The following is a 26,248-nucleotide window of genomic DNA, read 5'->3' as shown; positions in this document are numbered from 1 at the left end:
TATACGCCAGCCGACAAGAATCTCCCGGCGGGTCGCCGACGCCGGTCGGTTACGTTCTCGACGACGCGGCGGGGCGCTTTTGCCGCCTCGGGTCCTCGGTTCCCTCATGACCTCCGAACCGTGCGACGCCTGCGGGAAGGGCGTCCGTATCGCCGGCGGCATCGGCGACCTCTGGAACTTCCCCACCTCCTCGTCCGGCGGGATGACGCTGGAACTCGTCGACGGCTCCGAACACTTCCTCTGTTTCGACTGCATGGAGCGACTGTCGGGCGACCGCGAACCGACCGCTGAGGACGTGGCGGCGCTCTAATCGGTCAACCACGTCTTCTGCATCGGTGTGACGTAGAGTATCTGCACGTCTCCGGCGCTGTCGGCGAGCCACCGCTGTGCTTGCTGACCCCACTCGGCGTACTGCTCGTTTTTCCATTCTACCGGGTCGTGGTTATCGTCGACGTAGAGGTGGTCGAGGAGCGAGACGACGAAGAAGTACCGCGTGGTTCCTTCTGCTGTGCGATTGCGGAGCGACTGAATATCTTTCAGTAGATAGGTGTCTCTTGCCGTTTCTCCACTTTCCGGTGTCTCGGGCTTACGGAGATTCTTCACGAACTTGAGTTCAATCGCGACTTCGATTGCGTCTCGCGGGTATCGCTTCGACCCCGAACTCGTCCACTCGATTACTCCGTCGATGTGGTCTCGAAAGACGACGACGTCGACGAAATTGTGTCCCTCCTCGTCCGTCGTTCGGGTCGTCGGCTCGGTGTGGACTCGTCGAATCGACCCTGCATCTTTCAGTTTTTCTTCCATCTGCTTGCGATAGTTCTGTTTGTATCGCATGCTGTGTCGGTAATCGAACTCGGGGTCTCTCCATTCCGCGAATGGGGACTCGCCATCGGACGCTTCGAGGTACTCGTGAAGACGATGTGCCAGTCGAACTTGTACATCATCTTCGGTCACGAAGTTGAGGGGGTTCTCAACGAACTCTTCGGCGACTTCCTCAAGCACGTTTTTCCAGCCCATGTCTGCTGTTCGACAGTACCCGGTTTGGTTATGAACTGATTTCCCGAGCGGTGGATTTAGGCCCGTCCGAGGACTCCATCGACCGTGGACCCGTCGCGCATCATCGACTCGTTTCCGGCCCCCAGTTTCCGCGGCGCGCAGGAGCAGGCCCTGCGCGACATCCGCGACGCCTTCGCCGACGGCAACGACGTGGTCTTGGTCCGCGCGCCGACCGGGAGCGGCAAGTCGCTTCTCGCCCGCGCCATCGCGGGGTCGGCGGCGACCGTAGACGAGACGTCGCCCGCGCAGGCGACCGACGCCTACTACACGACCCCGCAGGTGTCGCAACTCGACGACGTGGCCGAGGACGACCTGCTTTCGGACCTCAAGATAATCCGCGGCAAGTCCAACTACAACTGCATCATCCGCGGCGAGGAAGAGACTCCGGTCGACCGCGCGCCCTGCGCCCGCAAGCGCGGCTTCGACTGCTCCGTTCGGCACCGTTGTCCGTACTTCTCCGACCGCGCCATCGCCTCGAACCGTCAAATCGCGGCGATGACACTCGCGTACTTCATGCAGACCGCCGGCTCCGACGTGTTCCGAAAGCGCGACGTGGTCGTCGTCGACGAGGCTCACGGACTGGCCGAGTGGGCCGAGATGTACGCGACTATCGACCTGAAGCCCCGGACCGTCCCGGTGTGGGACGACATCGGCGTCCCCGACGTGGCGGCCGCGGGCGACCCCGTCGAACGCGCCTCGCGCTTCGCGGAGGCGCTCGTCGGCGTCTGCAAGCGCGAGAAAGACGAGTTGCTGACGAAGTCCGAACTGACGCCCGAGGAGGCCGCCCGCCGCGACCGCCTGCAGGAGCTCATCGGCGAGCTGCAGTGGTTCGTCGAGGACTACCGCGACCCCCAGAGCCCGACGACGTGGGTCGTCGACCAGCACGACGGCGAGGGGTCGCCAATCGCCATCAAGCCGCTCGACCCCGCGAAGTACCTCAAACACACCGTCTGGGACCGCGGGAACAAGTTCGCGCTCCTGTCGGCGACCATCCTGAACAAGGCGGCGTTCTGTCGCTCGGTCGGCCTCGACCCCTCGAAGGTCGCGCTGGTGGACGTCGAACACACCTTCCCCGTCGAGAACCGCCCGCTGTACGACGTGACGCAGGGGAAGATGACCTACGAGCACCGCGACGAGACGCTCCCCAAAATCGCCCGCCTCGCCGTCCGTCTGATGGCGAAACACCCCGACGAGAAGGGGCTGATTCACTGCCACTCCTACGCGATTCAGGCGGAGCTTCGCCGCCGCCTCGCCGAGATGGGCCTCGGCAACCGCGTCCGCGGCCACGACCGCGACGACCGAAACGTGGAACTGGAGACGTGGAAGGCGACCGACCGCCCGGAGGTGTTCCTCTCCGTGAAGATGGAGGAGGCGCTGGACCTGAAAGGCGACCTCTGCCGCTGGCAGGTGCTCTGCAAAGCGCCCTACCTCAACACGAACGACTCCAGAGTCGCCCGCCGCCTCGAAGACGGCCAGTGGGCGTGGTACCGCCGCGCCGCCCTCCGGACCGTGATTCAGGCGTGCGGGCGGGTCGTGCGCGCGCCCGACGACTACGGCGACACCTACGTCGCCGACAGCAGTCTGCTCCAACTGTTCGACAAGACGCGGACCGACATGCCCGACTGGTTCGCGGCGCAGGTCGACCGCATGACGAAACCCGACCTCCCCGAGTTCGACCCCGTCGCGGCGGGCGGCCGCGGGGGTAACGCGGGTAACGCGCCCGGCGGGACCGCGAACCTCGGTGGTTCGACGAGTCGGTCGTCCGGAGCGTCGGGTGGTGGCTCTGGCTCGCGGCGCGGCCCGGGCTCTTCGGGGAGTCGCGCGGGCGGTTCCGGCGGCACGTCGTCCAGCGGTTCCGGCGGTCGAAAAAGCGGCGGCTCGTCCGGTGGCTCCGACGACAGCGGCCGGAGCAATCACCCGCTTTCCGACGTGTGGGGCGAGTGATTACAGGAAGAGGCTGGCCCCAGAGAGCAGCGCCGACCCAATCATGAGCGCGACGAGCGTCAGCGCGATAACCTGCTGTCGGTCCATGGCAGTGCGTTGGACGGCCGGTAATTAACGTTTCTGAACCGGTTCCCACGAGTGATAACCGACCCCCGGCGGACGCGTCCGTCCTCTCGGTGTCATGCCATCTCGTACCGTTTGAGCGGCAAAAATCGCCATAGTGTCCAAGAGAATCGCCGCCTCCGACACATTTCCTCAATGATTGTTAATGTGTTTAGCCGTTTGGCGAACGTGTTGCGAAGATAGCCTATCATTTGTAAAGCTATAGTTCTCCTAACTTCGTCTTTGACACGCTTTCTCACGAAATAGTTAACACCAATGCCCCTGAATGGTGGAGTATCGGCCATGCACACCAACGCACTCGCCACGGCGATGACACTGTATCGTAGTGGGACACTCACACTCTCGCAGGCGGCCGCTCGATCCGGCTACTCCGAAGACGACCTGCTCCTCGCGCTCCAGCGCCACGGTGTGCCCGTGCACGAAGACGACGCTCCGGCCGCGTCCCTCTCGGCGGACCGGCCGGCCAGCGCCGACTGATTCTGTTCCGTCGTTCGATTGTCTCCCGTCTCCCAGCGACTGCTCTGTCGGCTCCGTCGCTCTCGGCCCACGATTCGGAAAAACGTCGTCGCCGCGTTCCGCCTCTCCTCGTCTTCGCCTACTTACGCTTCGCCGTGCCCACTCACTCCTCGTCTTCGCTCTCGACGACTTCCTCGGGGAGGATGTGCAGTCCCGACTGGCTCTTGAGGACCGGCACCGTCGGCGCGTCGGGGTCGAAGTAGTCCGGCCGCGGGATGGTCTTCGCCTCGTACGTCTCGGGGTCGAGCACCTGCACGGCGTGTTCGTCCTCGACGGTGACGACGGTGGTCTCCGCCGCGTCCTCGACGGAGCCGAGGTCCTCCGCTTCGGGCCGCTCGCCCTCCTCGAACTCCGACTCGTAGGGGTCGCCGGAGGTGAGACGCGTCCCCTTGAGCCGACCGCGGTTGCTCCGCACGAGGACCGGCCCGTCGCCGTCTTCGGGGTCGATGATGTCGCCGGCGGTAAACCGCGGTAGGCGGGCGACGAACGTGACGCGGTAGACCTCGTTGCCGTCGCCGTCCTCCGTGACGAGCGTCGGGTGTTCCTCGATGGTGCCGCCGAAGCGCTCGCGAATCTGCTTGGCGACGCCGCTTCCCATCTTGTTGGTCGAAATCTTGATGTTCGGCCCGTTGGGCGTCCGTTTGATACTCGAGATGAACGCGTCTCGGTCGCCTTTCTCCTCGCGCTCCGCGATGTAGGACTCGGCGATTTCGATGGCCGCCTCGGCCTCGTCAGTCGTCGGCGTCCGGTCGTCGGCGCGGACCTGCACGAGGCTGGCGAAGTAGCCGCCTGCGATGCGGCCGCAGCGCTGGCAGGTCTCGCGGGCGATGCTCACCGGGACGACGACGGACTCCTCCAGCGGCGTGCCGCGGACGACGCCCGAGAAGTGGCAGTGCATCCGGATGTTGTTCTCGTCGACCTGCTCGGGTTCGACGCCCCAGCGGACCTCCTCGGCGTTGAGGTGGACGCCGAGGGAGTTCGATACCTCCTCGATGGCGATGTCGGTGTAGTCGCGCGCGCCGACGTCGACCCACCGGTTACCACGGTGAATCGCGCCGCACTGCGCGCAGACGCGGACCTGCACCTCGTCGGGCGCGTCCACGAGGTCGAAGTCCTCGAAGTAACACGAGTCGCAGAGCACGTCGTCGCGCTCGCGCGGCATCCCGGGGAGCGGTTCCGGTCGCTCCGGAACCGGGTCGCCGCACCGAGGGCAGAAGTCGCGGGATTCGCTCATTGGCGGCTCTAGTCCGTTCGACCGCTTAAGTTCGGCGTCACGGCTCGCCGGCGAGCGCCGGCCGTCGGCGACTCGCTTCAGTCCCCGCTCGCCCCGTCGCCCAGATACGACGCGGCCTCCTCGTCGGACACCTGCGCGAAGTCGCGGTAGAACGCGCCAACGGCCCCGAACGCCTCCGGCGACTCGACCGCGACGACCGCGTCGCACTCGGCTTCGAGGTCCGAGAGGGTGTGCGGCGGGCCGACCGGGACCGCGAGGACGACGCGCTCAGCGCCGCCGGCGACGACTTGCCGCAGGCACGCTCGGGCAGTCGCGCCCGTGGCGACGCCGTCATCGACGACGACCACGCGCTTCCCGGCCACGTCGGGAAGCGGGTCGCCGCCGCGGTACAGCGAAACCTTCTCTCTCGCCGCCTCGGCCTCGCGCTCGCGCTCGCGGTCGAGATAGTCCTCGCCCACGTCGAGATACGAAAGCAGGTCGTCGTTCCACCACGCGCTCCCGTCGCCGGCGACCGCCCCTACGGCGAGTTCGGGGTTGTCCGGCGCGCCGACCTTGGAGGCGACCACCACGTCCAGCGGCGCTCTGAGGCGGTCTGCGACCTCCCTGCCGACGGGGAGGCCGCCCCGCGGGATGGCCAACACGAGGTCCGCCGTCTCTTCTCGCTCGTCGAGCAGGTCCGCCAGTCGGCGGCCCGCGTCTTCCCTATCGGCGAACATGTCACCCGGAACTACGCGCTCCCGCGGCAAAACGGTATATCCCGATTCTTCACGATTGGGGCGGTCGCGTGCGACACCTTCGCACTCCAACAGCGTTTATTAGCCGGATTACTAATCACGTGGTATGAACTGGAAACCGGACTGGGGACTTCGCGGGCGGATGGCGCTCACGATGTTCCTCCTGTTCGCCCTCTACATCGTCTTCGCGGGGGTGTTGTTCGCCTACTTCCAGAGCCTCGCCGTCATGGCCGGGTTCATGGGCGTCTTCCTCTTCGCGCAGTTCTTCTTCAGCGACAAAATCGCGCTGTACAGCATGGGCGCGAGCGTCGTCGACGAGGACGACGGCCCGCAGGCGCGGAAGCTCCACGCGATGGTCGGTCGCCTCTCTCAGCAGGCTGACCTCCCGAAGCCGAAGGTCGCTATCGCCGACACGCGCGTCCCGAACGCCTTCGCGACGGGTCGCTCCCAGAAGAGTTCGGCCGTCTGCGTCACGACCGGCCTGATGGACACCCTCGACGACGACGAGTTAGAGGGCGTCATCGCCCACGAGCTCGCGCACGTGAAGAACCGCGACGTGATGGTCATGACCATCGCGTCGTTCCTCTCCAGCATCGCCTTCCTCATCGTCCGCTGGGGCTGGTTCTTCGGCGGCGACGACAACCGCCAGAACGCCCCGGTCATCGTCGCCATCCTCGCGTCGCTCGTCGTCTGGATTATCTCGTATCTGCTGATTCGGGCGCTCTCGCGGTACCGCGAGTACGCCGCCGACCGCGGGGCCGCCGTCATCACCGGCCGCCCCTCGGCGCTGGCGTCCGCGCTCCTCAAGATTTCGGGCCGGATGGACAACGTCCCGAAGCGCGACATGCGCGACACCTCGGAGATGAACGCGTTCTTCATCATCCCAATCAAGTCGGACTTCATCGGTCGCCTGTTCAGCACCCACCCCTCCACCGAGAACCGCGTCGAGCGCCTCCGCGACATGGAGCGCGAGATGGAGACCGTCTAAGCGCCGATGGGGCTGTTCGATTCATTCCGCGCCATGCTCGGCATCAGCGCCGAGTCCGACGCGACCACCAAAGCGGACCCCGAGGACCTCTTCGGGATGAGCACGGCGTACCTCACGATGGAGGCCGACCTCCGGTTCGACTCGGCCGACGAGGCGGCGCTCTGTTTCTCCTCCGTCGATAGCACCGACTTCGCGGACACCGTCGACGCCGTGGAGGACATCCTCACCGCCGGGGGCGAGGAGACCGGCACCGAGTTCCGCCGCCACACCGACGGTCACGGCTACAACTGGGTCGTCCTCGCCGACGACGACCCCGAGGACCTCGTGACGAGCGTCCACTTCGCCGCCGACGAGTTCATCGAGCGCGGCTACGGGTCGCGCCTGCTCGCCGCCCTGTTCGGCTTCGAGCGCGACGGCGACCGCGCCTACTGGATTTACTCGTTCCGCCGCGGGGCGTACTACCCCTTCGCCCCGCAGGGCACCTCGTCGCGGAATCAGAGTTTGGAGTTCAAACTCGAATCCGTCCTCGACGGCGAACTGACGATAGAGGACGACGAGAGCTACTGGTACCCGCTGTGGCCGTCGACGCCGAACGGCCACCCGTGGGACTGACCGCGCGCTCCCGACGTTTCTGACTCGCTCGCGGTCGACTCCTCTGTCTTCTCTTTCGACTCGGTTTTACTTTCGCGCTAGCTTGGGCTCCGGCCCGTCTCGGAACCCGTCCCAGTTTTTCGACCGTTCGTCCCCGTTCCCGCGACATCGCCCTTGAACCTCCGCAACGACCCGATTACCGACCCCACCACGTCCCCCGTTTTCACTTTCACCTTGCTGTTAACGAGGGTTTATGAGGGTATAGGCGGAACGACTGGGTATGGCAGAAGACGACCTCGAAAGTCTCCCCGGCGTCGGCCCGGCGACAGCCGACAAACTCGTCGAAAGCGGTTACGACAGCTATCAGTCCATCGCGGTCGCCAGCCCCGGCGAACTGTCGAACAAGGCCGACATCGGCTCCAGCACGGCCTCCGACATCATCAACGCGGCCCGCGACGCGGCCGACGTGGGCGGCTTCGAGACCGGCTCGATGGTCCTCGAACGACGCCAGCAGATCGGCAAGTTGAGCTGGCAGATCGACGAAGTGGACGAACTCCTCGGCGGCGGCCTCGAAACGCAGTCCATCACCGAGGTGTACGGCGAGTTCGGTGCCGGGAAGTCCCAGATCACCCACCAGCTCGCGGTCAACGTCCAGCTCCCGCCGGAACTCGGCGGCCTCGGCGGCGGCTGCATCTTCATCGACTCCGAGGACACGTTCCGTCCCGAGCGTATCGACGACATGGTCCGCGGGCTCGAAGACGAGGCGCTCGAAGCGACGCTCGAAGACCGCGAGATGGAGGGCTCCATCGACGACGAGGAGACCATGAAGGCGCTCGTCGACGACTTCCTCGACAAGATTCACGTCGCGAAGGCGTTCAACTCCAACCACCAGATTCTCCTCGCCGAGAAGGCCAAGGAACTCGCCGGCGAGCACGAGGACACCGAGTGGCCGGTCCGCCTCCTCTGTGTGGACTCGCTCACCGCCCACTTCCGCGCCGAGTACGTCGGCCGCGGCGAACTCGCGGAGCGCCAGCAGAAGCTCAACAAGCACCTCCACGACCTGATGCGCATCGGCGACCTGTTCAACACGGGCATCCTCGTCACCAACCAGGTCGCGTCGAACCCCGACTCCTACTTCGGCGACCCGACCCAGCCCATCGGTGGCAACATCCTCGGCCACACCTCGACGTTCCGCATCTACCTCCGCAAGTCCAAGGGCGACAAGCGTATCGTCCGCCTCGTGGACGCGCCGAACCTCGCCGACGGCGAGGCCATCATGCGCGTGCAGGACGCCGGTCTCAAGCCCGAGTAAGCCGACGCTCGGCCGTTCGGCCGATTTCACGCGACTCCACAATCCCCGTCTCCCCACACCCTCCGTCTCACCCCACATTCTCCCCTTCCCCTCGTCTCCCGAGCGGCCGCGCCGTCGCTTGGTTCTCATAATGTTGGAAATAGCTTGCAATACTATCCCGTCGGCGGCCCACCGTTTAGGTAGGTGAACTCCATGACGAACCGAATCGTAGTCGTTGGCGGTGGCACGGGTGGGACGGTGGTTTCGAACCGTCTCGCCGAGGAACTCGCGTCGGAGATAGACGACGGCGACGTGGAGGTGTCGCTGGTCTCCGACGACACGAAACACGTCTACAAGCCGGTGTTCTTGTACGTTCCGTTCGGAGTCGCGGAGCCGGAGGACGGCGTCCGCGACCTGCGGGACCTCGTCGACGAGCGGGTGAACATCGTCACCAACCGCGTCCGTCGCGTCGACACCGACGAAAAGCGCCTCTACTGTCAGGACGGCGACGAGGTGCTCGACTACGACACGCTCGTCCTCGCGACCGGCGCGAAGCTCGACCCCGACGCAGTCCCCGGCTTCCGGGAGGGCGCACACCACTTCTACAGCGCCGAGGGGGCCGAACGGCTCCGCGACGCGCTCGCGGAGTTCGAGGGCGGTCGCCTCGTGTTGAGCGTCGTCGGGACGCCCCACATGTGCCCGGCCGCGCCGCTCGAATTCACGCTCATCGTGGACGACTGGCTCCGGAGCCGCGGTCTGCGTGAGGACACCGACCTCGTCTACACGTACCCGATGGAGCGGAGCCACGGGAAGCCCGAGGTCGCCGAGTGGGCCGACCCGATTCTGGCCGAACGGGGCGTCCGCGTCGAGACCGACTTCGTCGTCGACGCCGTCGACCCGGACGAACGGGTCGTCTCGGCGAAGAACGGTGCGGAAGTGGACTACGACCTACTGGTCGGTATCCCGCCGCACCGCGGCGACGAGTTAATCATCGACTCGGGTCTCGGCGACGCCGGTTGGGTCGACGTCGACCAGCGGACCCTCCGCGCGACCGCCGCCGAGGACGTGTACGCCATCGGCGACACGGCGGCGCTCCCCATCCCGAAAGCCGGGAGCGCGGCGCACTTCCAGGCGTTCACGGTCGCGGAGCGAATCGCCTCGGAGGTCCGGGGTCGCACGCCGACGAAGCGGTACGACGGCAAGACCGTCTGCTTCGTCGAGACCGGCCTCGACGAGGCGTCGTTCGTCTCGTTCGACTACGAGACGCCCGCGACGATGCGCCAGCCGTCGAAGCCCATCCACTGGGCGAAACACGCCTACAACGAATCGTACTGGCTGACCGCCAGGGGGATGCTCTGAGGTGAGACCAATGCAGGACCACGAATCAACCACGACGACCGAACAGCAGGTGCCCGACGAACTCGTCCGGGCCATCGAGAACAACCCCGAGGAGGTCGCGCTCCTCGTCGAGCGAATGGGTCTCGTCAACGACCTCATCGACGTGCTCGAACTCGGCGTCGGCGCGCTCGACGACGAGATGGTCCGGTCGCTCGCGCGGACCGGCACCTCGCTCGCAGAGGTCGCCGACGACGCCTCCGACCCCGACACCGTCGCCGGGATGAAGCGCCTGCTTCGCGCCGTCGGCGACGCGGAGGAGGCGGAGGCGTCGCCCGTGGGCGCGGTCGGCCTCCTGCGGGCCACCCGCGACCCCGAGGTCAAGGCGGGACTCGGCTACCTCGTCGCGCTGGCTGCGGCGCTCGGCGCGGGGACGGAAGCAGAATAGCTCGAATCGCGTTCGGCTCGGTGGGTCGCCGCCGGCCGAAGGCGGCTCAGTCGTCGCCGTCTTCGGTCTTCGTCTGCTCGATTTCTATCTCGCCGTCGTGAATCTTCGCGCCGTCCTGTGCGACCTGTCGCGCGAGGACGGCGCACTTGATGCGCATCGGCGAGATGTCGACGCCGAGCATCTCGGTGATGTCGTCGGTGTCCATCGCTTCCAGCTCCGAGAGCGTCGTGCCCGGCAGTCGCTGGGTGAGCATGCTCGCGGACGCCTGACTGATGGCGCAGCCATCGCCGGAGAACGCGACGCGCTCTATGGTCTCACCGTCGTCGGCGAGCTGCACGTCCATCGTAATCGTATCGCCGCAGGAGGGGTTCTCCCCGGTGTGGGTGAACGTCGGCGACTCCAGCCGACCGTGGTTCCGGGGGTTCTTGTAGTGGTCCATTATCTGCTGACGATACATGTCTGAGCCAATGCCCATTGGTGTTCGTCGGGGCTACGCCCGAGCGCCGTAAAAGGATTCCGGGGCCGGCGATTCGGCCGAATTCGCCGCTTACGTCGCGTCGGCCGCCGACGCGTCTTCGGGGGCGTCCACGTCGTACTTCGTCCACTTCTTTTCGACGTCGCGGTTGGCCACGACGACGGTGTCGCCCTCGTCGCTCTCGAATCGCGTTTTTCGGAGTTCGATGGAGCTGACCGTCCCCGTCACCGGGTCGGCTTTCACCCGGTCGCCGGGGTTGAAATCGGGGTCCCGAAGCAGGTAGACGCCCGCCACCGTGTCGGCTATCATGTTCGACAGCGCGTAGGAGACGCCCAGCGCGATGAAGCCGGTCGCGGTGCCGAGACTCGCCGCGACCTCGGTCATGCCGACGATGTTCAACAGCGCGAGCGCCGCGCCGAACCAGAGGAACACGCCCGCGACGGCGACGCCGAGTTCGACCACGAGGTCCTGTTCTTCGGGGTACAGCCCGTCGAGCACGCCCCGGACGACGAACAGTATCACTCTGATGCCGACGTAGGCGAGCGCGAGGAAGACGACCGCGGTGAGCACCTTCGGTGCGGCGTCCTGCACCGCGGTCCCGAACTCCGCGACGGTTTCGCGGAGCGTCTCGACGAGGAAGCCGGTCAGCGATTGGAGCATACGCTCCGACGACGTGTCAGCGGAACAAAGGCATTGGGGGGAGGGCGGTCGGTAAAAAGGGGAACGCGGCCGTACTCAGGCGAACAGTTCGCGAGCCGCGTCGATGGCGTCGATTAGCGCGTCGACTTCCTCTCTCGTGTTGTAGATGTAGAACGACGCTCGCGTCGAGGCCGCCGCGCCGAGTTTGTCGTGGAGCGGCTGGGTACAGTGGTCGCCGGCGCGGATGGCGACGCCCTGCTCGTTGAGGATGCTCGAGAGGTCGTGGGCGTGGACGCTGTCGAGGTTGAACGCGACGAGGCCGCCGCGGTCGTCGCCCGGCGGGCCGTAAATCTCGATGTCGTCGAACTCGCCGAGGCGGTCGTAGGCGTACTCCGCGAGCAGTTCCTCGTGGGCTTGGACGTTCTCCATGCCGATGTCGTCGAGGTAGTCCACGGCCGCGGCGAAGCCGACGCCCTGCGCGATGGGCGGCGTGCCGGCCTCGAACTTCCACGGGAGGTCCTCCCACGTGGAGTCCTCGTAGGTGACGCTCCGAATCATCTCGCCGCCGTAGAGGTACGGCTGCATCTCCTCGAGGATGTCGCGCTTGCCGTAGAGCGCGCCGATGCCGGTCGGCCCGCACATCTTGTGGCCCGAGAAGGCGAAGAAGTCGGCGTCGATGTCCTCCACGTCGACGGGACGGGTCGGGACCGACTGCGCGCCGTCGACGAAGGCGTAGGCTCCGACTTCGTGAGCCATATCGGCGAGTTCGGAGACCGGGTTGACGGTTCCGAGGGTGTTCGAGACGTGGACGACGGAGACCATCTTCGTGGAGTCGTCGATGAGTTCCTTCGCGTGCTCCATGTCGAGGCGGCCGTCGTCGTCGACGCGGATGTAGCGCACCTCCGCGCCGGTCTTCTTGGCGATTTGCTGCCACGTGACCAGCGAGGCGTGGTGTTCCATCTCGGTCATGACGACCGAGTCGCCCGGCCCGAGTTCGTCGAGGCCCCACGCGTAGGCGACGAGGTTCATCGACTCGGTGGTGTTCTTCGTGAAGACGACCTCCTCGCGGCCGCCGGACGCGCCGATGAACTCCGCGACGCGGTCGTGGGCGTTCTCGTAGGCGACCGAGGCCTCCTGACTCAGGTGGTGGATGCCGCGGTGGACGTTCGAGTTGTAGCCGTGGTAGTAGTCGATGATGGCGTCGACGACCTGCTCCGGCGTGTGGCTCGTCGCGGCGTTGTCGAGGTAGACGAGCGGCGTGTCGTCGTCGTCGTGCTCACCCGGCGTCGAGATGTCGCCGCCGACCTTCCGCTGGAGGATAGGGAAATCCGCGCGGATGGCGTCGACGTCGACGGGGTACGACTCCTGCACTCTCATTGGGTGTGAGTTACCCCCGTAGGCACAACACGTCTTCGGTCCGCACGCGGTGCTGCAACCGATTCCGGTTTCGTCAGCCGGCAACTGTGGCCGGTGACGGTGACGCGACGGTGACGCGACGGCGATGCGACGGTGACGCGATTACGACCGCGACGCGGCGGCGACGTGTCGGCCCCCCCACCCAAACGAATCAAGTAGCTCACGTTCGTCTAGGAGACAATGTCGAACGTCACCTCGTCCTCGCTCGCGTTTTCGAGCCTCGACGCGCTCCCGACGCAACTCGCGATTCTGGACGAGGAGGGCGTCATCGTCTACACCAACCGCGCGTGGCGGGAGTTCGGCAACGAAAACGACTATCAGGGCGACAGCAGTTCCATCGGTACGAACTACCTCGGCGTCTGCGACCTCAGCACCGACGCCGACGCGACGACGGCCAGCGAGGGAATCCGAGCCGTTATCGACGGCGACAGAGACGAGTTCTCCTTCGAGTATCCCTGTGAAACGCCGGAAGAGCACCTCTGGTTCACGATGCGCGCGACTCGCTTCACCGACGACGGCGACACCTACGTCCAGGTTGCGCACCTCGACATCACCGACCGAAAGCGCGCGGAACTGGAGGCCGAAGAGCGGGCCGAACGCCTCCAGAACCTCGCGCGGATGCTCTCGCACGACCTCCGAAACCCGCTTTCGGTCGCCGTGGGCTACGTCGAATCGCTCCTCGGCGAGGTGGTCGACGCCGACGGACTCGAACAGGTCGCCGGTGCGCTCGACCGGATGGACGACATCATCACCGACGCGCTGGTGTTGGCCCGACACGACACGGTCGAGGACCTCTCCACGGTCGACCTCGAAACGCGCGCGGCGGCCGCGTGGGAGCACGTCGACACCGGTTCGGCCGAACTCGCCGTCGCCGACTCCGCCGAGTTTCGGGCGGACCCGGGCCTGTTGGGACACGTGTTCGAGAACCTGTTTCGGAACTCGGTCGAGCACGGCGGGACCGACCATCTGACCGTGACGGTCGGCGTCCTCGACGGCGACAGCGACGCCGACGCTACGGGCTTCTACGTCGAGGACGACGGCGTCGGCATCCCCGCGGAGGAGCGCGACGAGGTGTTCGAGGCCGGCTACACCACGGGTGAGGAGGGGACCGGCCTCGGCCTGTCAATCGTCGCGCAGGCCGTTCACGCGCACGACTGGGACATCGTCGTCACCGAGGCCGAGGGCGGCGGCGCTCGCTTCGAAGTGACGGGCGTCGAGCGGTCGTCGTAGCGGCTCGACGGCCCGGAGAAACTGATTTTCGACGGCGGCTCAGCGGAGCCAGAGCAGTTGCGCGTGGAGCGTGCCGCCGACTTCGAGGACGGTTTCCTCGTCTACGAGGCCGGCGTCGATGGCCACCGAGACGGACTCCTCGCCAACGATGTTGGCGACGGTCGCGCGGGTGAGGCTGTCCACGACGGCGTCTTCGTCGGCGGTCTCGGCCTCGTCGCCGCCGTAGAAGTCCTCCGTCACGTCCAGCGAGACGCCGTCGTCGGTGTAGGTCTCGCCGATGCAGTCGGGGTCGCAGACCGAGACGAGGAGCCCTTCGGGGGTCTCCCGCTCGCGGAGGAGCATCCTAGTACTCCTCGACGAGTTCCGCTTCGGCCTGCTCGCGGAGGTCGTCGGCCTGCTGCTGGGCCTGTTCTGCTTCCTCGTCGCGCCCGAGTTCTTCGAGCGCACGCGCCTTCTCCTCGTGGACGCCGGGCGTGCGCATCCCGAGGCGGATGGCGTTGTCGAAGGCGTTGACGGCGTCCTCGTTGAGGCCGCGCTCGTGGAGGAAGAAGCCGCGGTTGTACCACGCCTGCGGGAAGCGCGGGTCGAGTTCGACGGCGCGCTCCGCGTGGTCGAGCGCGTCGGCCGTCTGGCCGGCCTCCCAGAGCGCGTACGCGAGGTTGGTGTGGGCCGTCGCGGCGTGCTCGCTGTCGTCGTCGAGTTTGAGCGCCTCCCGGTAGGAGCCGATGGCCTCGTCCCACTCTTCGAGTTGGCCGTGCGCCGCGCCCTTGTTCACCCACGCCTCCTGGGCGATGTCGTCGTCGTCGCCGGCGAACCGAGCGACGCGCTCGAACGCTTCTGTGGCCTCCTCGAAGCGGTTTATCTGCATGTACGAGAGCGCCACGTCGAGCAGTTTCTCGATGTCGACGTCCTCGGGGTCGATGTTCCGCTGGTCGAGGATGTCGGTCAGGACGCGCGAGTCGACCGGGTCGACCTTCGTCGGGTCCACCGAGAGTTCGGGCGGGTCGAGCGAGAAGTCGGAGTAGTCCTCGTCGAACCCCTGCCCTTCCGAGAAGCGGTGGGGTCGCTTGCCGTCGTCGGTCATATAGCCGCGCTTGGGCGTCACGGCGGTTAAACGCTGCGTCAGCGGGACGACACCGACCGCTTTTTAGCCTCCCGCGGGCGAGCGTCTCCGAATGTCCGCGCCCCCGACGACGGTCGTATCGTTCGTCCGGCACGCCCACTCTCCGTACGTTCCCGACGCCGAGCGCACCCGCGGGCTCTCACGTCGCGGTCGTCGCGACGCCGCACGCGTCACCGCCCGCCTCGCCGACCTCGCGGACGTGGTCGCCACCAGCCCCCACGAGCGGGCCCGAGCGACCGTCGAGGGCGTCGCCGACGCGGCGGACGCCCCGCTCATCGTCGACGAGGACCTCCGCGAACGCGAACTCGCGGGGTCGCACGTCGATGACTTCGAACAGGCTGTCGAACACCTCTGGGCGAACCCGAACGCCTCGCACCCCGGCGGCGAGTCCCACGCCGAGGCGCAGGCCCGCGGCGTCGCCGCCGTGGACCGACTCGTCGAGGCCTACCCCGACCGCCACGTCGTCGTCGGCACCCACGGCACGCTCATGGCGCTCGTGTTCAACGCCTACGACCCGCGCTACGGCCACGAGTTCTGGACGGGGCTGACGATGCCCGACGTGTACGAGGTGACGTTCGTGGACGGCGAGGCGTTCAGCATCGCCCGGACGTGGACGCCCGAGGAGGACGACCGCGCCGACGCCGACCGCGACCCGGCGGAACGTTAACGTCCGATTCGAGTCAACTAGCTGCCATGCGTTGCTTTCTCGCCGTCGACCTCCCCGACTCGCTCGCGGCGGGCGTCGCCGCGGTGCAGGACCGGCTTTCGGACGCGGACGGGCTTCGGTTTACCGACCCCGAGCAGGCGCACGTCACCGTGAAGTTCCTCGGCGAGGTGTCGTCGGACCGCGTCGGCGAAGTGGAGGACGCGGTCGAATCGGCCGTCGAGGCCGCGGGCGTCGGCCCCTTCGACGCCTCGGTCGGTGGCCTCGGCGTCTTCCCCTCGCTGGACTACATTCGAGTCGTCTGGGTCGGCATCGACGACGGCGCGGCCGAGTTGACGCGACTGCACGAAGCCATCGAGCGCGAGACGACGGCAATCGGCTTCGACCCCGAGGACCACGACTTCACGCCGCACGCCACGCTCGCCCGCATGGACGACGCCCGCGGGAAGGACCTCGTACGGCGCGTCGTCGAAGGCGAGTCGCCGACTATCGGGTCGTTTCGGGTGCGCGAGGTGCGCCTGAAGAAGAGCGAACTCGGCCCCGACGGCCCCGAGTACGAGACGGTGACGCGGTTCTCGCTGTAGACGCGTCAGTCGTCGGTCGGCCGCCGCCCGCGACGCCGGTCCACGATACGCCGGAGTTCGCCCCGAATCACGTCGCGCTTGAACAGCAGGAAGCCGGCGAAGATGAGCGCGAAACCGGCGACGGTGGCGCGCGTCGGCACGCGCCCGAGGACGGTCCAGTCGGCGAGCGCGGCGAAAAGCGGGATGACGTATTCGAGCAGGCTCACCTCGATTGGGCCGACCCGGTCGAGGAGCCAGAAGTACAGCAGGAAGCCGCCCGCGCCGGCGACGACGGCGAGGTAGCCGGTGGCGACGAGCGTCGTCTGGGTCCACGCCGCGTCGGCGGCGGCCTCCCACGGCAGGGCGACGCTCGTGACGTGGAGCGTGACCGCGCCGATGAGCATCATCCACGCCTGCACGGCGAGCAGCGACATCCCCGTCTCGCTGTCGTGGGTCAGCACCGCCCCGAGGGCGAAGGCGACGGCCGAGCCGAACACGAGCACCGCGCCGACGAGGTTCGACGACAGTAGATTTCCGGGGTCCGGGTTGGCGATGACGACGAGGCCGAGAAACCCGAGGACGAGCCCGACGATTCGGTGCGCCGAGAGCCGCTCGCGGGTGGCCGTCAGGCGGGTGAGCGTCGGCGTCGCGAGCGGGATGATGCCGAGGAGGACTGAGGCCACGGAGCCGGGGACGTACACCTGTCCGGAGAACAAGAGCGCGTGGTGCGCCCCGATGCTGAACACGCCGCCGGCGAGAATCGGCCGCCACTCGTCGCGGACGGCGGGGATGACCCGGTCGCCGCGGGCGAGGGCGACGGCGAACAACAGGAGTGCCGCCACGTCGAAGCGGACCGCGCCGAGGAACGCCGGCGGGACGGTCCGGAGGGCGATGTCGGTGGCGAGGAAGGCGCTCCCCCAGACGGCAGAGAGCGCGAGGAAGGCGACGGCGGTCTTGGCCCGACTCATTCGCGTCGGCTTTCGCGCCGACGGTACTGAATGAGTCGATTCGGCCGCCCGCCCAGCCGCGCCGCCGGCCCGGGGAGAACGCCGGGTTCTCGCCGATTCGGGCGTGCGGACGCCCCTCACACGCCTGAAACGCGAAGGAACAAGATTTTATGCGGAGGATGGAAAGTACAGCCCACTATGGGTAAGAAGTCGAAGTCTAAGAAGAAGCGTCTGGCGAAGCTCGAGCGCCAGAACAGTCGTGTCCCCGCGTGGGTCATGCTCAAGACGGACATGGAAGTCACGCGAAACCCCAAGCGTCGCAACTGGCGGCGGAGCAACACGGACGAGTAAGCAATGAGCGCAAACGACTTCGAGGAGCGCGTCGTCACCGTCCCGCTCCGAGACGTGCAGGCGGTTCCGGCACACGAACGCGCGGGTCGCTCGATGACGATCATCCGCGAGCACCTCGCCAAGCACTTCAAGGTCGACGCCGAGAACGTGCGTCTCGACACGCAGATCAACGAGGACATCTGGGCGCACGGTCGGCAGAGCCCGCCGAGCAAGTTCCGCGTCCGCGCCGCGCGTTTCGACGAGGACGGCGAGTCGGTCGTCGAAGCGGAACCGGCCGAGTAAACGGTGCTTCGCGCCTCCTTCGCCGGTTCGTCCTACATCGGCGTCTTCGCTCGCGCGACCGACGACGCGCTGTTGGTCCGCCCGGACGCCGACGACTCGCTCGCCGAGCAGATGGCCGAGGAACTCGACGTGCCGCTGGTCAAGACGACCGTCGGCGGGTCGGGAACGGTCGGTGCGTTAGCGACGGGTAACGAGAACGGACTTCTCGTGTCGAGCCGTGCGACGTCTCGCGAGAAGGAGGCCCTCACCGACGCCGTGGACCTCCCGGTCTACGAGCTTCCCGGTCGCATCAACGCCGCCGGCAACGTCGTTCTCGCGAACGACTACGGCGCGTACGTCCACGCGGACCTCTCCGACGAGGCCGTCTCGGCCGTCGAGGAGGCCCTGGAGGTCCCCGTCGAACGCGGCGACCTCGCCGACGTTCGAACCGTCGGGATGGCGGCCGTCGCCAACAACCGCGGCGTCCTCTGCCACCCGAAGTCGCGCGAACCCGAACTCGAAGCGCTCGAAGCGCTCCTCGACGTTCGCGCCGACATCGGCACCATCAACTACGGCGGACCGCTCGTCGGCTCCGGCCTCGTCGCTAACGAGGAAGGATACATCGTCGGCGAGGACACGACCGGCCCGGAACTGGGTCGCATCGAAGACGCCCTCGATTACATCGACTGAGGGCCTCGCGTCCCCCCGTTTCTCGCTTCAGTTTCGCTCCGAGTAGGAAGACCTTTCCCGCTCGCCACCCGACCGACGTGCATGAGCCAGTTCATTATCACGGGCAGCTTCACGAGCCGTGGCGTCGTCCACGAGTTCACGAAGACTGTCGAAGCACCGAACGAGAACGTCGCACAGGAACGCGCCTTTTCGCTCATCGGGAGCGAGCACGGAATCAAGCGCACGAAGGTCGAGCTTAACGAGGTGACCGCGGCATGATGGGTGGCGGTCAGCAGCAACTTCAGCAGCTCTCCCAGGAACTGCAGGCTATCGACGAGGAAATCGAATCCCTCGAAAGCGAGGTCTCCGACCTGAACACCGAGAAGGACGAAATCGACGAGGCCGTCGAAGCCATCGAGACGCTCGAAACGGGCTCGACGGTGCAGGTCCCCCTCGGCGGCGACGCGTATCTCCGCGCCGAAGTTCAGGACATCGACGAAATCGTCGTCTCCCTCGGTGCGAACTACGCCGCCGAGCAGGAACAGAGCACGGCCATCGAGACCCTGCGACGCAAGCAGGACGCGCTCGACGAGGAGATCGCGAGCGTTCGCGGCCAGATCGAGGAGCTCGAAGAGGAGAGCGACGAGATCGAAGAGCAGGCGATGCAGGCCCAACAGCAGATGCAGCAACAGCAGATGCAGCAGATGCAGCAGATGCAGGGCGAGGGCGGCGACGGCGACGACGAGTAAGGTAACCCCCACCTCCTACTATTCAGATGTTCGACGGACTGAAGAAGAAACTCAACCGCTTCCGTAACGACGTTGAAGAGACCGCCGAAGAGAAGGCCGAGGCGGCCGCCGACGAGGCCGAACCCGAGGCCGACGCGGAAGCGGAATCAGCACCAGCAGACGCGGCGGTCGAACCCGAGGCCGAACCCGCCGACTCCGACTCCGATTCGGAGTCGGACGCCGTCGGCGACGCGGACGCTGATTCCGAAGCCGACGCCGTCGGTGACGCTCCCGCGGACGCCGAGTCGGCGTCTGCGGCGGTCGAAGCCGAGTCCGAACCGGCGGCGACCCCGGAGCCGGATTCCGAGGCTGACGCCGACTCCGACACCGACGCGGAAGCGGTCGACGAACCGGCGGCCGACGAGGCCGAGCCGCGCGAGTCGCTCGCCTCCGACGCCGCGAAGGCGGCGCTGGCCGAGGAAGACGCCGACGACTCCTCCGGGCCGGGGCGGCTCCGCCGCGCCGCCGCGTTCGCCACGGGGAAGGTCGTCATCGAGGAGGAAGACCTCGAAGACCCCCTTTGGGAACTCGAGATGGCGCTCCTCCAGAGCGACGTCGAGATGCAGGTCGCAGAGGAGATTCTCGAGACCATCCGCGAGAAGCTCATCGGCGAGACGCGAAAGCAGGTCCAGAGCACGGGGCAACTCGTCTCCGAGGCGCTCCACGACGCGCTCTACGAGGTCATCAGCGTCGGGCAGTTCGACTTCGACCAGCGCATCGCCGAGGCGGACAAACCGGTCACGCTCATCTTCACCGGCATCAACGGCGTCGGGAAGACGACGACCATCGCCAAACTCGCGAAGTACTTCGAGAAGCAGGGCTACTCGACGGTGCTCGCCAACGGCGACACCTACCGCGCCGGCGCGAACGAGCAAATCCGCGAGCACGCGGAGGCGCTCGGCAAGAAGCTCATCGCCCACGAGCAGGGCGGCGACCCGGCGGCCGTCATCTACGACGGCGTCGAGTACGCCGAGGCCCACGACATCGACATCGTCCTCGGCGACACGGCGGGTCGGCTCCACACCTCGAACGACCTGATGGCGCAGTTGGAGAAGATAGACCGCGTCGTCGGCCCGGACCTCACCCTCTTCGTGGACGAGGCCGTCGCCGGACAGGACGCGGTCGAACGCGCCCGACAGTTCAACGACGCGGCCGCCATCGACGGCGCGATTCTGACGAAGGCGGACGCCGACTCCAACGGCGGCGCGGCCATCTCCATCGCGTACGTGACGGGCAAGCCCATCCTGTTCCTCGGCGTGGGACAGGGCTACGACCACATCGAGAAGTTCGACCCCGAACGGATGGTCGAGCGCCTGCTCGGCGAAGACGAGTAATCGTACTCGGTCCGTCGTCCTTTTCCTCCGGTCGCCTCACTCCAGTACGAGCACGACCCCGAGCAGCAGCATCGTCCCCGCGCCGACGTAGTTCAGCGCGCTCGCGACCCGCGTCTCCGCGAGTCTCGACCCGAGTCGGTTCGCGCCGAGCGCGACGGCAGAGAGGTACACCGCCGTGAGGAGGGCGTAGGTCGCGCCCAGACTCGCCATTCGGATTCCGGTTCCCGCGCCCTGTCCGGCGAAGCCGGGGAGGAACGCGAGGAAGAACAGCGCGACTTTCGGGTTGAGCGCGTTGACGAGGACGCCCCGACGAAAGCTTGCCCCGCCGTCGGTCTCGACCGAGGGGTCGAACTCGTCGTTCCGGAGGGCGGTGACGCCGAGGTACACGAGATACGCCGCGCCGACGTACTTGACCGCCGCGGCGGCCTCGGGAACGGTTCGAAAGAGCGCCGCCGCGCCGACCGTGGCGAGGAGCGTGTGAAAGAGGACGCCCGTGGCGATGCCGAACGCCGACCGGACGCCCGGTCCGCGACCGTCGAGGCCGCGGGCGAGGACGTACATCGTGTCGGGGCCGGGCGCGAGGATGAGCGCGACCGCCGCGCCGCAGAACGCGAGGTAGGTCGCGGCGTCGAGTCCGAACGCGAGCGTCGTCATCGCTCGGGCGTACGATTCGCCGCGGCAAGTACCTCAGGGGTTCGGGCTCGGAACGACCTGATTGCGGAGCGTTGGCGTTTCGCCGTCCGACGCCGACGCCAGTCGCTCGACGTTCTCCGCGAGGATGTCGGCGACGCGCGTCCAGTAGTGCGGCGTGTGGCCGGAGACGTGCGGGGTGATGTAGACGTTCTCGAAGCCCCAAAGCGGGTGGTCCTCGGGAAGCGGTTCGGGGTCGGTCACGTCGAGCGCGGCGGCGCGGAGGCGGTTGCTTCGGAGCGTCGAGACGAGCGCATCGGTGTCGACGACCCCGCCGCGTGCGACGTTGACGAGGACGGCGTGTGTGGGAAGCGCCTCCAGCGCCCGGCTGTCGATGAGTCCGCGCGTCTCGTCGGTCAGCGGGCACGCGACCACGAGGAAGTTGGTGCGGACGAGCGCCGATTCGAGGTCGTCGAACCCGAGCACTTCGTCGGTCGGGCCGCCCTTTTCGGGCGTGTAGCGGACGCCGATGGTCTCGACGCCGAACGCGTCGAGTCGCTCGACGACCGCCTGTCCGATGGCACCGAGGCCGACCACGGTGGCCGTCGAGCCGTGCAGCTCACCGTGCGACTGGAAGTGTCGCCACTCGCGGCGTCGCTGGCGGCGGAGCCCCTCGTCCAGTCGGCGGGTAATCATGAGGAGCCAGCCGATGACGTGTTCGGCGATGTTGGGGCCGTGGACGCCCGAGGCGTTGGTGACGCGGACGCCGCGCTCGCGGAGCGTTTCCAGCGGGAGGTGGTCGTAGCCTGCGGCCGCGCCGGCGAACAGTCGGAGGTCGTCGGCGGCGTCGAGCACCTCGTCGGGGAGCGACGTGCTGGTGATAATGGTCGCGTCGCGCGCGGCAGCAAGCGTTTCGGCGGTCGTCTTCGGGTGGCGCACGGTCGCGTCGGGGAGTCGCTCGCGGAGGGCCGAAGCGTACTCCGACGCCGGGATTCCGTGCGTGGGACGGTCGAGGACGAGAATCGTGGTCATCGAGTGCGCTGTCGGGGGCCGAGCCGATAGGTGTTGGCCCCGAACGCGACGGATAAAGCCTTTACCGACGCGACGGCGTAGGAAGGGACAATGGTACTCGACAATCTCGGGAGTTCCCTCCGCGGCAGTCTCGATAAGCTGCGCGGGAAGTCCCGCCTCGACGAGGACGACGTTCAGGAGATCGTCAAGGAGATTCAGCGCTCCTTGCTCTCCGCCGACGTCGACGTCAGCCTCGTCATGGACCTCTCGGACTCTATCAAGACCCGCGCGCTCGAAGAGGAGCCGCCGGGCGGCACGAACGCCCGCGACCACGTCCTGAAAATCGTCTACGAGGAACTCGTCGACCTCATCGGCGAGTCGACGGAGATCCCGCTCGAATCGCAGACCATCATGCTCGCCGGCCTCCAGGGGTCGGGGAAGACGACCACCTCCGCCAAGATGGCGTGGTGGTTCTCGAAGAAGGGCCTCCGCCCCGCGGTCATCCAGACCGACACCTTCCGTCCCGGCGCGTACGACCAGGCCAAGCAGATGTGCGAGCGCGCCGAGGTCGACTTCTACGGCGACCCCGACTGCGACGACCCGGTCCAAATCGCCCGCGACGGCCTCGAAGCCACCGATGACGCCGACGTGCACATCGTCGACACGGCCGGTCGCCACGCGCTCGAAGACGACCTCATCGACGAAATCGAGGAGATAGAGGGCGTCGTCCAGCCCGACCTGAACCTGCTCGTCCTCGACGCGGCAATCGGGCAAGGGGCGAAAGAACAGGCCCAGCAGTTCGACGAGTCCATCGGCATCGGCGGCGTCGTCATCACCAAACTCGACGGGACGGCGAAGGGTGGCGGCGCGCTGACCGCCGTCAACGAGACCGACTCGTCTATCGCCTTCCTCGGCATGGGCGAGACGGTCCAGGACATCGAGCGGTTCGAGCCGAACGGCTTCATCTCCCGCCTGCTCGGGATGGGCGACCTGAAACAACTCTCCGAGCGCGTCGAACGCGCCATGTCCGAGACCCAGGCCGAAGACGAGGACTGGGACCCCGAGGAGATGATGAAGGGGAACTTCACCCTCAAGGACATGCAAAAGCAGATGGAGGCGATGGACAAGATGGGGCCGCTCGACCAGGTGCTCGACATGATTCCGGGCTTCGGCGGCGGCATCAAAGACCAACTTCCGGACGACGCGATGGACGTGACGAAAGACCGGATGCGCTCGTTCGAGGTCATCATGGACTCGATGACCGAAGAGGAACTGGAGAACCCGCGAAAGGTCGGCGCGTCCCGCGTCAAGCGCATCGCGCAGGGGTCGGGACAGGACGAGGAGACGATACAGGAACTGCTCGAACAGCACCGCATGATGGAACAGACCATCAAGCAGTTCCAGAACATGGGCGACGGCGACATGCAGCGGATGATGAAGAAACTCCAGAACCAGGGCGGCGGCGGTGGCGGCATGGGCGGTCTCGGCGGCATGGGGCCGTTCTAACCCCGCGTTCCGTTCCCTTCCCTTCGATTCTTCGTTTTCTGCGGTTCTGGTTCTCCGATTCCGCGACCGCGCGGTTCTCGCGGCTCGCCGGGATACCGCCGACTTTTAACGCTCGGGTTCGTCGCACCCCACAATGACCGTGCGAGACGTGGCGGTCGAGGCCTACAAGGAAGCCTTGCCCGCGCTCGCGGCCAGCCTCGTCGGCGGCCTCGTCGCCGGCGTCGTCCTCGGGGGGATGCGGGCCGAACTCCGGGCCGTGCCGGGGCTTCTCGTCCTCGTTCCCGCGCTCCTGGCGACCCGCGGCAACGTCTACGGCTCGCTCGGCGCTCGCATCGCCACCGCGCTCCATCAGGGGCTCATCGAACCCCGCGTCACCGGCGGCGACGAGCGACTCCGGGCCGCCGCGACGGCCGCACTCGCCAACGGCGTGCTTACGAGCACGTTCGCCGCCGTCGTCGCGTTCTTCCTCCTCACGTTCCTCGGCAGTCGGGTCGCGCCGCTCCCGATTCTCGTCGGCGTCGCCATCGTCGCCGGTCTGCTGTCCGGCATCGTCCTGACCGTCGTCGTCGTCAGCGTCGTCTTCGCGGGCTACCGCCGCGGGCGCAACCCCGACACCATCGTCGGCCCGGTCGTGACGACCACCGGCGACGTGTTCGGCATCCTCTTTCTGCTCATCGCGGTCCGAACCGTCCTCGCCGTCGCGGGGGTGTTCTGAGTGCCGACGGAGTGGACCGTCCGCGCCATCACGCGGGCGATGCTCCCGGTGTTGCTCGTGCTCACGCTCGTCGAACTCGGAAGCGGCCTCGTTCTCGGGAGCTTCGAGGCACAGCTATTCCGCTACCCGTCGCTGCTCGTGCTCGTCCCCGTCACCATCGGGACCGCGGGGAACCTCGGGAGCGTCCTCGCGGCGCGTCTTTCCACCTCGTTCCACCTCGGGACGCTCTCGTTTTCGCCCCGCGACGACGAACTCGCGGGCAACGCCGTCGCCACGGTCGCCCTCGCGGTGACGGTCTTCCCCGTCATCGGCGTGGGCGCGTGGGTCGCCACGCTCCTCGTCTCCGGCGACACGTCGCTGGCCCTGCAGAAGGTCGTCCTCGTCGCCCTGTCGAGCGGGATTTCGCTGGCCGTCCTCGCGGTCGTCGTGACGTTTTCGGCGACCTACGTCGCCTATCGGTTCGGCCTCGACCCCGACGACGTGGTCATCCCCGTCGTCACCAACGTCTGCGACGTGCTCGGCGTCGTCGTCCTGTTCGGAGTCGCGCAGGCACTCGTCTGACCCGACGTTCGAACCGCCTCCCGCCGACCGACGCCGATTAGTTCGCTCGGCACCGACCGTCGGTCGTGCAGTCGTCGGCCGTCCTCCCGGTGCTGTTCGAGGTGCTCCCGCGAGTCGCGCGCATCGCCGCTTACATCGCCGTGGGCGTCTTCGCCGCGAATCTCGTCGTCGCCTTCGGCCTCGTCGAGCGCATCGCCGGCCTCTCGCGGTATCTGACGAGTCCCGCGAACCTCCCGGACGAGGTCGGGACGGCCATCGTCACCACCGCCGCCTCGACGACGGCGGGCTACGGGATGCTCGCGGAGTTCCGCGAGTCGGGCGTCCTCGACGACCGGGCGACCCTCGTCGCCGTCACCATCAACACGTTCTTCGGCTTCGTCCAGCACATCTTCACGTTCTACTGGCCGGTGCTCATCCCCATCCTCGGCCGCGAGGTCGGCTTCATGTACGTCGGCGCGCGGGCGGCCATCGCGCTGGCCATCACCGCGACCGGCGTCGTCGCCGGCGCGGTACTCCTTTCTGACCGCAACACGACCCCGGTCGCGGTCGCCGAGACCGACGGTTCGGGCGGTGCGGTTGACGCGGTCGAATCGGCCGCCGACGCGAGCGCCGACGACGCGGACGACACCGAGGACTCGCTCCGCGAGACGATAGAAGACGCCGCGCGGAGCACGTGGACGAAACTGCGGCGCATCGTCCCGAGACTGGCCGTCGTCTACGTGGCCGTCACGCTCCTCCTGCGGACGACCGACCTCGAATCGTTCGCGGCGCTCGCCAGTCCGCTGACGAACCTCGTCGGCCTGCCGGGCGCGGCCGTCCCCGTCGTCGTCGCGTTCGCGTTCGACACGACGGCCGGCGCGGCGGCCATCGCGCCGGCCGTCGGCGAGACGTTCACGCCGAAACAGGCCGTGGCGACGATGCTCATCGGCGGCATCATCTCCTTCGCCGTCTCGACGTTCAAGCGGTCGATTCCCTTCCAGTACGGCATCTGGGGCCCCGAGTTCGGGTCGAAGGTCATCGCCGTCAACACGGGGCTGAAAATCGTCTTTATCGCCGTCGCTGTGGCGCTGTTGGTCACCTGAGTAGACGGGAAAACGCCGTCTCA

32 protein-coding genes are annotated in these 26,248 nt (G+C 67.1%); 21 read left to right on the top strand and 11 right to left on the bottom strand.

Annotated features, from left to right (window positions below; translation table 11 throughout):
• The first annotated feature begins 106 nt into the window (after positions 1-106).
• Positions 107-310, top strand: a complete 204-nt coding sequence (locus tag AUR65_RS03535; RefSeq protein ID WP_058568397.1) for a DUF7561 family protein — start codon at positions 107-109, stop codon at positions 308-310.
• Here the strand turns inward: AUR65_RS03535 and AUR65_RS03530 are convergent.
• Positions 307-834 (bottom strand): hypothetical protein, encoded by a 528-nt coding sequence (locus tag AUR65_RS03530; RefSeq protein WP_146047384.1) that lies wholly within the window; start codon positions 832-834, stop codon positions 307-309. The two genes, AUR65_RS03535 and AUR65_RS03530, sit on opposite strands and share 4 nt — an antisense overlap.
• Before the next feature lie 267 nt (positions 835-1,101).
• Here AUR65_RS03530 and AUR65_RS03525 point away from each other — a divergent pair, with 267 nt between their 5' ends.
• The gene (locus tag AUR65_RS03525) at positions 1,102-3,000 is read left to right on the top strand and encodes a helicase C-terminal domain-containing protein (protein ID WP_058568395.1); all 1,899 of its coding nucleotides are present in this window, start codon (positions 1,102-1,104) and stop codon (positions 2,998-3,000) included.
• A 405-nt stretch (positions 3,001-3,405) separates the two neighbouring features.
• The gene (locus tag AUR65_RS03520; protein ID WP_058568394.1) at positions 3,406-3,600 is read left to right on the top strand and encodes a DUF7317 family protein; all 195 of its coding nucleotides are present in this window, start codon (positions 3,406-3,408) and stop codon (positions 3,598-3,600) included.
• A gap of 142 nt (positions 3,601-3,742) precedes the next feature.
• Here the strand turns inward: AUR65_RS03520 and AUR65_RS03515 are convergent, their stop codons facing one another.
• On the bottom strand, positions 3,743-4,873 hold the full coding sequence (locus AUR65_RS03515) for a 60S ribosomal export protein NMD3 (protein WP_058568393.1): 1,131 nt from the start codon (positions 4,871-4,873) through the stop codon (positions 3,743-3,745).
• Between the two features lie 77 nt (positions 4,874-4,950).
• The gene (locus AUR65_RS03510; RefSeq protein ID WP_058568392.1) at positions 4,951-5,589 is read right to left on the bottom strand and encodes a phosphoribosyltransferase; all 639 of its coding nucleotides are present in this window, start codon (positions 5,587-5,589) and stop codon (positions 4,951-4,953) included.
• 124 nt (positions 5,590-5,713) lie between these two features.
• Between AUR65_RS03510 and htpX the strand changes: the two genes are divergently transcribed.
• The 5 genes from htpX to AUR65_RS03485 all read left to right on the top strand — a co-directional run bounded on the left by htpX (position 5,714) and on the right by AUR65_RS03485 (position 10,260).
• A complete protein-coding gene (gene htpX / locus AUR65_RS03505; RefSeq protein WP_058568391.1) occupies positions 5,714-6,595 on the top strand; it encodes a zinc metalloprotease HtpX in 882 nt (293 codons plus the stop codon).
• 6 nt (positions 6,596-6,601) lie between these two features.
• A complete protein-coding gene (gene pspAB, locus AUR65_RS03500; protein WP_058568390.1) occupies positions 6,602-7,207 on the top strand; it encodes a PspA-associated protein PspAB in 606 nt (201 codons plus the stop codon).
• Between the two features lie 259 nt (positions 7,208-7,466).
• The gene (radA, locus tag AUR65_RS03495) at positions 7,467-8,498 is read left to right on the top strand and encodes a DNA repair and recombination protein RadA (protein WP_058568389.1); all 1,032 of its coding nucleotides are present in this window, start codon (positions 7,467-7,469) and stop codon (positions 8,496-8,498) included.
• Between the two features lie 192 nt (positions 8,499-8,690).
• Positions 8,691-9,836 carry an NAD(P)/FAD-dependent oxidoreductase gene (locus AUR65_RS03490; RefSeq protein WP_058568420.1) on the top strand — a complete coding sequence of 382 codons (1,146 nt, stop codon included), beginning with the start codon at positions 8,691-8,693 and terminating at the stop codon, positions 9,834-9,836.
• 10 nt (positions 9,837-9,846) lie between these two features.
• Positions 9,847-10,260, top strand: a complete 414-nt coding sequence (locus AUR65_RS03485) for a DUF1641 domain-containing protein (RefSeq protein WP_058568388.1) — start codon at positions 9,847-9,849, stop codon at positions 10,258-10,260.
• Between the two features lie 46 nt (positions 10,261-10,306).
• Here AUR65_RS03485 and sufU read toward each other — a convergent pair whose 3' ends face one another.
• The 3 genes from sufU to sufS all read right to left on the bottom strand — a co-directional run bounded on the left by sufU (position 10,307) and on the right by sufS (position 12,745).
• A complete protein-coding gene (sufU, locus tag AUR65_RS03480) occupies positions 10,307-10,735 on the bottom strand; it encodes a Fe-S cluster assembly sulfur transfer protein SufU (RefSeq protein ID WP_004968864.1) in 429 nt (142 codons plus the stop codon).
• 72 nt (positions 10,736-10,807) lie between these two features.
• On the bottom strand, positions 10,808-11,395 hold the full coding sequence (locus AUR65_RS03475; protein WP_058568387.1) for a mechanosensitive ion channel domain-containing protein: 588 nt from the start codon (positions 11,393-11,395) through the stop codon (positions 10,808-10,810).
• A 75-nt stretch (positions 11,396-11,470) separates the two neighbouring features.
• Positions 11,471-12,745, bottom strand: coding sequence for a bifunctional cysteine desulfurase/selenocysteine lyase SufS (gene sufS, locus AUR65_RS03470; RefSeq protein WP_233194316.1), 1,275 nt, complete (start codon positions 12,743-12,745; stop codon positions 11,471-11,473).
• A 225-nt stretch (positions 12,746-12,970) separates the two neighbouring features.
• On the opposite strand from sufS, the gene AUR65_RS03465 reads away from it, so the two are divergent.
• A complete protein-coding gene (locus tag AUR65_RS03465) occupies positions 12,971-14,020 on the top strand; it encodes a PAS domain-containing sensor histidine kinase (protein ID WP_058568385.1) in 1,050 nt (349 codons plus the stop codon).
• Positions 14,021-14,059: 39 nt separating this feature from the next.
• Here AUR65_RS03465 and AUR65_RS03460 read toward each other — a convergent pair whose 3' ends face one another.
• Positions 14,060-14,362, bottom strand: a complete 303-nt coding sequence (locus tag AUR65_RS03460; protein ID WP_004968868.1) for a DUF424 domain-containing protein — start codon at positions 14,360-14,362, stop codon at positions 14,060-14,062.
• 1 nt (position 14,363) lies between these two features.
• Positions 14,364-15,104 (bottom strand): tetratricopeptide repeat protein, encoded by a 741-nt coding sequence (locus AUR65_RS03455; RefSeq protein ID WP_004968869.1) that lies wholly within the window; start codon positions 15,102-15,104, stop codon positions 14,364-14,366.
• A 91-nt stretch (positions 15,105-15,195) separates the two neighbouring features.
• Here AUR65_RS03455 and AUR65_RS03450 point away from each other — a divergent pair, with 91 nt between their 5' ends.
• Both AUR65_RS03450 and thpR read left to right on the top strand, forming a co-directional pair.
• A complete protein-coding gene (locus AUR65_RS03450) occupies positions 15,196-15,810 on the top strand; it encodes a histidine phosphatase family protein (RefSeq protein WP_058568384.1) in 615 nt (204 codons plus the stop codon).
• A 26-nt stretch (positions 15,811-15,836) separates the two neighbouring features.
• The gene (gene thpR / locus AUR65_RS03445; protein ID WP_058568383.1) at positions 15,837-16,391 is read left to right on the top strand and encodes an RNA 2',3'-cyclic phosphodiesterase; all 555 of its coding nucleotides are present in this window, start codon (positions 15,837-15,839) and stop codon (positions 16,389-16,391) included.
• A gap of 5 nt (positions 16,392-16,396) precedes the next feature.
• Here thpR and AUR65_RS03440 read toward each other — a convergent pair whose 3' ends face one another.
• Entirely contained in the window at positions 16,397-17,338 is a 942-nt protein-coding gene (locus AUR65_RS03440) for a DMT family transporter (RefSeq protein ID WP_058568382.1), read from the bottom strand.
• 177 nt (positions 17,339-17,515) lie between these two features.
• Here AUR65_RS03440 and AUR65_RS03435 point away from each other — a divergent pair, with 177 nt between their 5' ends.
• The 6 genes from AUR65_RS03435 to ftsY all read left to right on the top strand — a co-directional run bounded on the left by AUR65_RS03435 (position 17,516) and on the right by ftsY (position 20,720).
• A complete protein-coding gene (locus tag AUR65_RS03435) occupies positions 17,516-17,668 on the top strand; it encodes a 50S ribosomal protein L39e (protein WP_004045214.1) in 153 nt (50 codons plus the stop codon).
• Positions 17,669-17,671: 3 nt separating this feature from the next.
• Complete coding sequence (locus AUR65_RS03430) at positions 17,672-17,950, top strand: 50S ribosomal protein L31e (RefSeq protein WP_058568381.1); 279 nt, start codon at positions 17,672-17,674, stop codon at positions 17,948-17,950.
• 3 nt (positions 17,951-17,953) lie between these two features.
• Positions 17,954-18,619 carry a translation initiation factor IF-6 gene (locus tag AUR65_RS03425; protein WP_004973930.1) on the top strand — a complete coding sequence of 222 codons (666 nt, stop codon included), beginning with the start codon at positions 17,954-17,956 and terminating at the stop codon, positions 18,617-18,619.
• A gap of 81 nt (positions 18,620-18,700) precedes the next feature.
• On the top strand, positions 18,701-18,877 hold the full coding sequence (gene rpl18a, locus AUR65_RS03420; protein ID WP_004045220.1) for a 50S ribosomal protein L18Ae: 177 nt from the start codon (positions 18,701-18,703) through the stop codon (positions 18,875-18,877).
• A complete protein-coding gene (gene pfdA / locus AUR65_RS03415; RefSeq protein WP_058568380.1) occupies positions 18,877-19,347 on the top strand; it encodes a prefoldin subunit alpha in 471 nt (156 codons plus the stop codon). Before rpl18a ends, pfdA begins: the two co-directional genes overlap by 1 nt.
• A 26-nt stretch (positions 19,348-19,373) precedes the next feature.
• Complete coding sequence (gene ftsY, locus AUR65_RS03410; RefSeq protein ID WP_058568379.1) at positions 19,374-20,720, top strand: signal recognition particle-docking protein FtsY; 1,347 nt, start codon at positions 19,374-19,376, stop codon at positions 20,718-20,720.
• 36 nt (positions 20,721-20,756) lie between these two features.
• Here ftsY and AUR65_RS03405 read toward each other — a convergent pair whose 3' ends face one another.
• Together AUR65_RS03405 and AUR65_RS03400 are read right to left on the bottom strand one after the other, a co-directional pair.
• Positions 20,757-21,374, bottom strand: coding sequence for a LysE family translocator (locus tag AUR65_RS03405; RefSeq protein ID WP_058568378.1), 618 nt, complete (start codon positions 21,372-21,374; stop codon positions 20,757-20,759).
• Between the two features lie 33 nt (positions 21,375-21,407).
• On the bottom strand, positions 21,408-22,382 hold the full coding sequence (locus AUR65_RS03400) for a D-2-hydroxyacid dehydrogenase (RefSeq protein WP_058568377.1): 975 nt from the start codon (positions 22,380-22,382) through the stop codon (positions 21,408-21,410).
• A gap of 90 nt (positions 22,383-22,472) precedes the next feature.
• On the opposite strand from AUR65_RS03400, the gene AUR65_RS03395 reads away from it, so the two are divergent.
• The 4 genes from AUR65_RS03395 to AUR65_RS03380 all read left to right on the top strand — a co-directional run bounded on the left by AUR65_RS03395 (position 22,473) and on the right by AUR65_RS03380 (position 26,225).
• The gene (locus AUR65_RS03395; protein WP_058568376.1) at positions 22,473-23,867 is read left to right on the top strand and encodes a signal recognition particle protein Srp54; all 1,395 of its coding nucleotides are present in this window, start codon (positions 22,473-22,475) and stop codon (positions 23,865-23,867) included.
• A 133-nt stretch (positions 23,868-24,000) separates the two neighbouring features.
• On the top strand, positions 24,001-24,582 hold the full coding sequence (locus AUR65_RS03390) for a magnesium transporter (protein ID WP_058568375.1): 582 nt from the start codon (positions 24,001-24,003) through the stop codon (positions 24,580-24,582).
• On the top strand, positions 24,583-25,143 hold the full coding sequence (locus AUR65_RS03385) for a magnesium transporter (protein ID WP_058568374.1): 561 nt from the start codon (positions 24,583-24,585) through the stop codon (positions 25,141-25,143).
• Positions 25,144-25,208: 65 nt separating this feature from the next.
• Positions 25,209-26,225 (top strand): nucleoside recognition protein, encoded by a 1,017-nt coding sequence (locus AUR65_RS03380; protein WP_058568373.1) that lies wholly within the window; start codon positions 25,209-25,211, stop codon positions 26,223-26,225.
• Positions 26,226-26,248: the final 23 nt, after the last annotated feature.

It is taken from the genome of Haloferax marisrubri, from assembly GCF_001469875.2.
GTDB lineage: Archaea > Halobacteriota > Halobacteria > Halobacteriales > Haloferacaceae > Haloferax > Haloferax marisrubri.
The sequence above is the reverse complement of the archived record's forward strand: the minus strand, read 5'-3'. Positions and strand labels throughout refer to the sequence as shown.

Excerpts from the sequence above, each read along its gene's own strand:
- AUR65_RS03450 (WP_058568384.1), top strand. The coding sequence starts at position 15,196 with ATGTCCGCGCCCCCGACGACGGTCGTATCGTTCGTCCGGCACGCCCAC.
- AUR65_RS03405 (WP_058568378.1), bottom strand. The coding sequence starts at position 21,374 with ATGACGACGCTCGCGTTCGGACTCGACGCCGCGACCTACCTCGCGTTC.
- AUR65_RS03510 (WP_058568392.1), bottom strand. The coding sequence starts at position 5,589 with ATGTTCGCCGATAGGGAAGACGCGGGCCGCCGACTGGCGGACCTGCTC.
- AUR65_RS03530 (WP_146047384.1), bottom strand. The coding sequence starts at position 834 with ATGCGATACAAACAGAACTATCGCAAGCAGATGGAAGAAAAACTGAAA.
- radA (WP_058568389.1), top strand. The coding sequence starts at position 7,467 with ATGGCAGAAGACGACCTCGAAAGTCTCCCCGGCGTCGGCCCGGCGACA.
- rpl18a (WP_004045220.1), top strand. The coding sequence starts at position 18,701 with ATGAGCCAGTTCATTATCACGGGCAGCTTCACGAGCCGTGGCGTCGTC.
- AUR65_RS03395 (WP_058568376.1), top strand. The coding sequence starts at position 22,473 with ATGGTACTCGACAATCTCGGGAGTTCCCTCCGCGGCAGTCTCGATAAG.
- ftsY (WP_058568379.1), top strand. The coding sequence starts at position 19,374 with ATGTTCGACGGACTGAAGAAGAAACTCAACCGCTTCCGTAACGACGTT.
- pspAB (WP_058568390.1), top strand. The coding sequence starts at position 6,602 with ATGGGGCTGTTCGATTCATTCCGCGCCATGCTCGGCATCAGCGCCGAG.
- AUR65_RS03460 (WP_004968868.1), bottom strand. The coding sequence starts at position 14,362 with ATGCTCCTCCGCGAGCGGGAGACCCCCGAAGGGCTCCTCGTCTCGGTC.
- AUR65_RS03520 (WP_058568394.1), top strand. The coding sequence starts at position 3,406 with ATGCACACCAACGCACTCGCCACGGCGATGACACTGTATCGTAGTGGG.
- AUR65_RS03440 (WP_058568382.1), bottom strand. The coding sequence starts at position 17,338 with ATGAGTCGGGCCAAGACCGCCGTCGCCTTCCTCGCGCTCTCTGCCGTC.
- AUR65_RS03475 (WP_058568387.1), bottom strand. The coding sequence starts at position 11,395 with ATGCTCCAATCGCTGACCGGCTTCCTCGTCGAGACGCTCCGCGAAACC.
- AUR65_RS03400 (WP_058568377.1), bottom strand. The coding sequence starts at position 22,382 with ATGACCACGATTCTCGTCCTCGACCGTCCCACGCACGGAATCCCGGCG.
- AUR65_RS03465 (WP_058568385.1), top strand. The coding sequence starts at position 12,971 with ATGTCGAACGTCACCTCGTCCTCGCTCGCGTTTTCGAGCCTCGACGCG.
- AUR65_RS03455 (WP_004968869.1), bottom strand. The coding sequence starts at position 15,104 with ATGACCGACGACGGCAAGCGACCCCACCGCTTCTCGGAAGGGCAGGGG.
- pfdA (WP_058568380.1), top strand. The coding sequence starts at position 18,877 with ATGGGTGGCGGTCAGCAGCAACTTCAGCAGCTCTCCCAGGAACTGCAG.
- AUR65_RS03435 (WP_004045214.1), top strand. The coding sequence starts at position 17,516 with ATGGGTAAGAAGTCGAAGTCTAAGAAGAAGCGTCTGGCGAAGCTCGAG.
- AUR65_RS03485 (WP_058568388.1), top strand. The coding sequence starts at position 9,847 with ATGCAGGACCACGAATCAACCACGACGACCGAACAGCAGGTGCCCGAC.
- AUR65_RS03390 (WP_058568375.1), top strand. The coding sequence starts at position 24,001 with ATGACCGTGCGAGACGTGGCGGTCGAGGCCTACAAGGAAGCCTTGCCC.
- sufU (WP_004968864.1), bottom strand. The coding sequence starts at position 10,735 with ATGGGCATTGGCTCAGACATGTATCGTCAGCAGATAATGGACCACTAC.
- AUR65_RS03515 (WP_058568393.1), bottom strand. The coding sequence starts at position 4,873 with ATGAGCGAATCCCGCGACTTCTGCCCTCGGTGCGGCGACCCGGTTCCG.
- AUR65_RS03430 (WP_058568381.1), top strand. The coding sequence starts at position 17,672 with ATGAGCGCAAACGACTTCGAGGAGCGCGTCGTCACCGTCCCGCTCCGA.
- thpR (WP_058568383.1), top strand. The coding sequence starts at position 15,837 with ATGCGTTGCTTTCTCGCCGTCGACCTCCCCGACTCGCTCGCGGCGGGC.
- AUR65_RS03535 (WP_058568397.1), top strand. The coding sequence starts at position 107 with ATGACCTCCGAACCGTGCGACGCCTGCGGGAAGGGCGTCCGTATCGCC.
- AUR65_RS03490 (WP_058568420.1), top strand. The coding sequence starts at position 8,691 with ATGACGAACCGAATCGTAGTCGTTGGCGGTGGCACGGGTGGGACGGTG.
- htpX (WP_058568391.1), top strand. The coding sequence starts at position 5,714 with ATGAACTGGAAACCGGACTGGGGACTTCGCGGGCGGATGGCGCTCACG.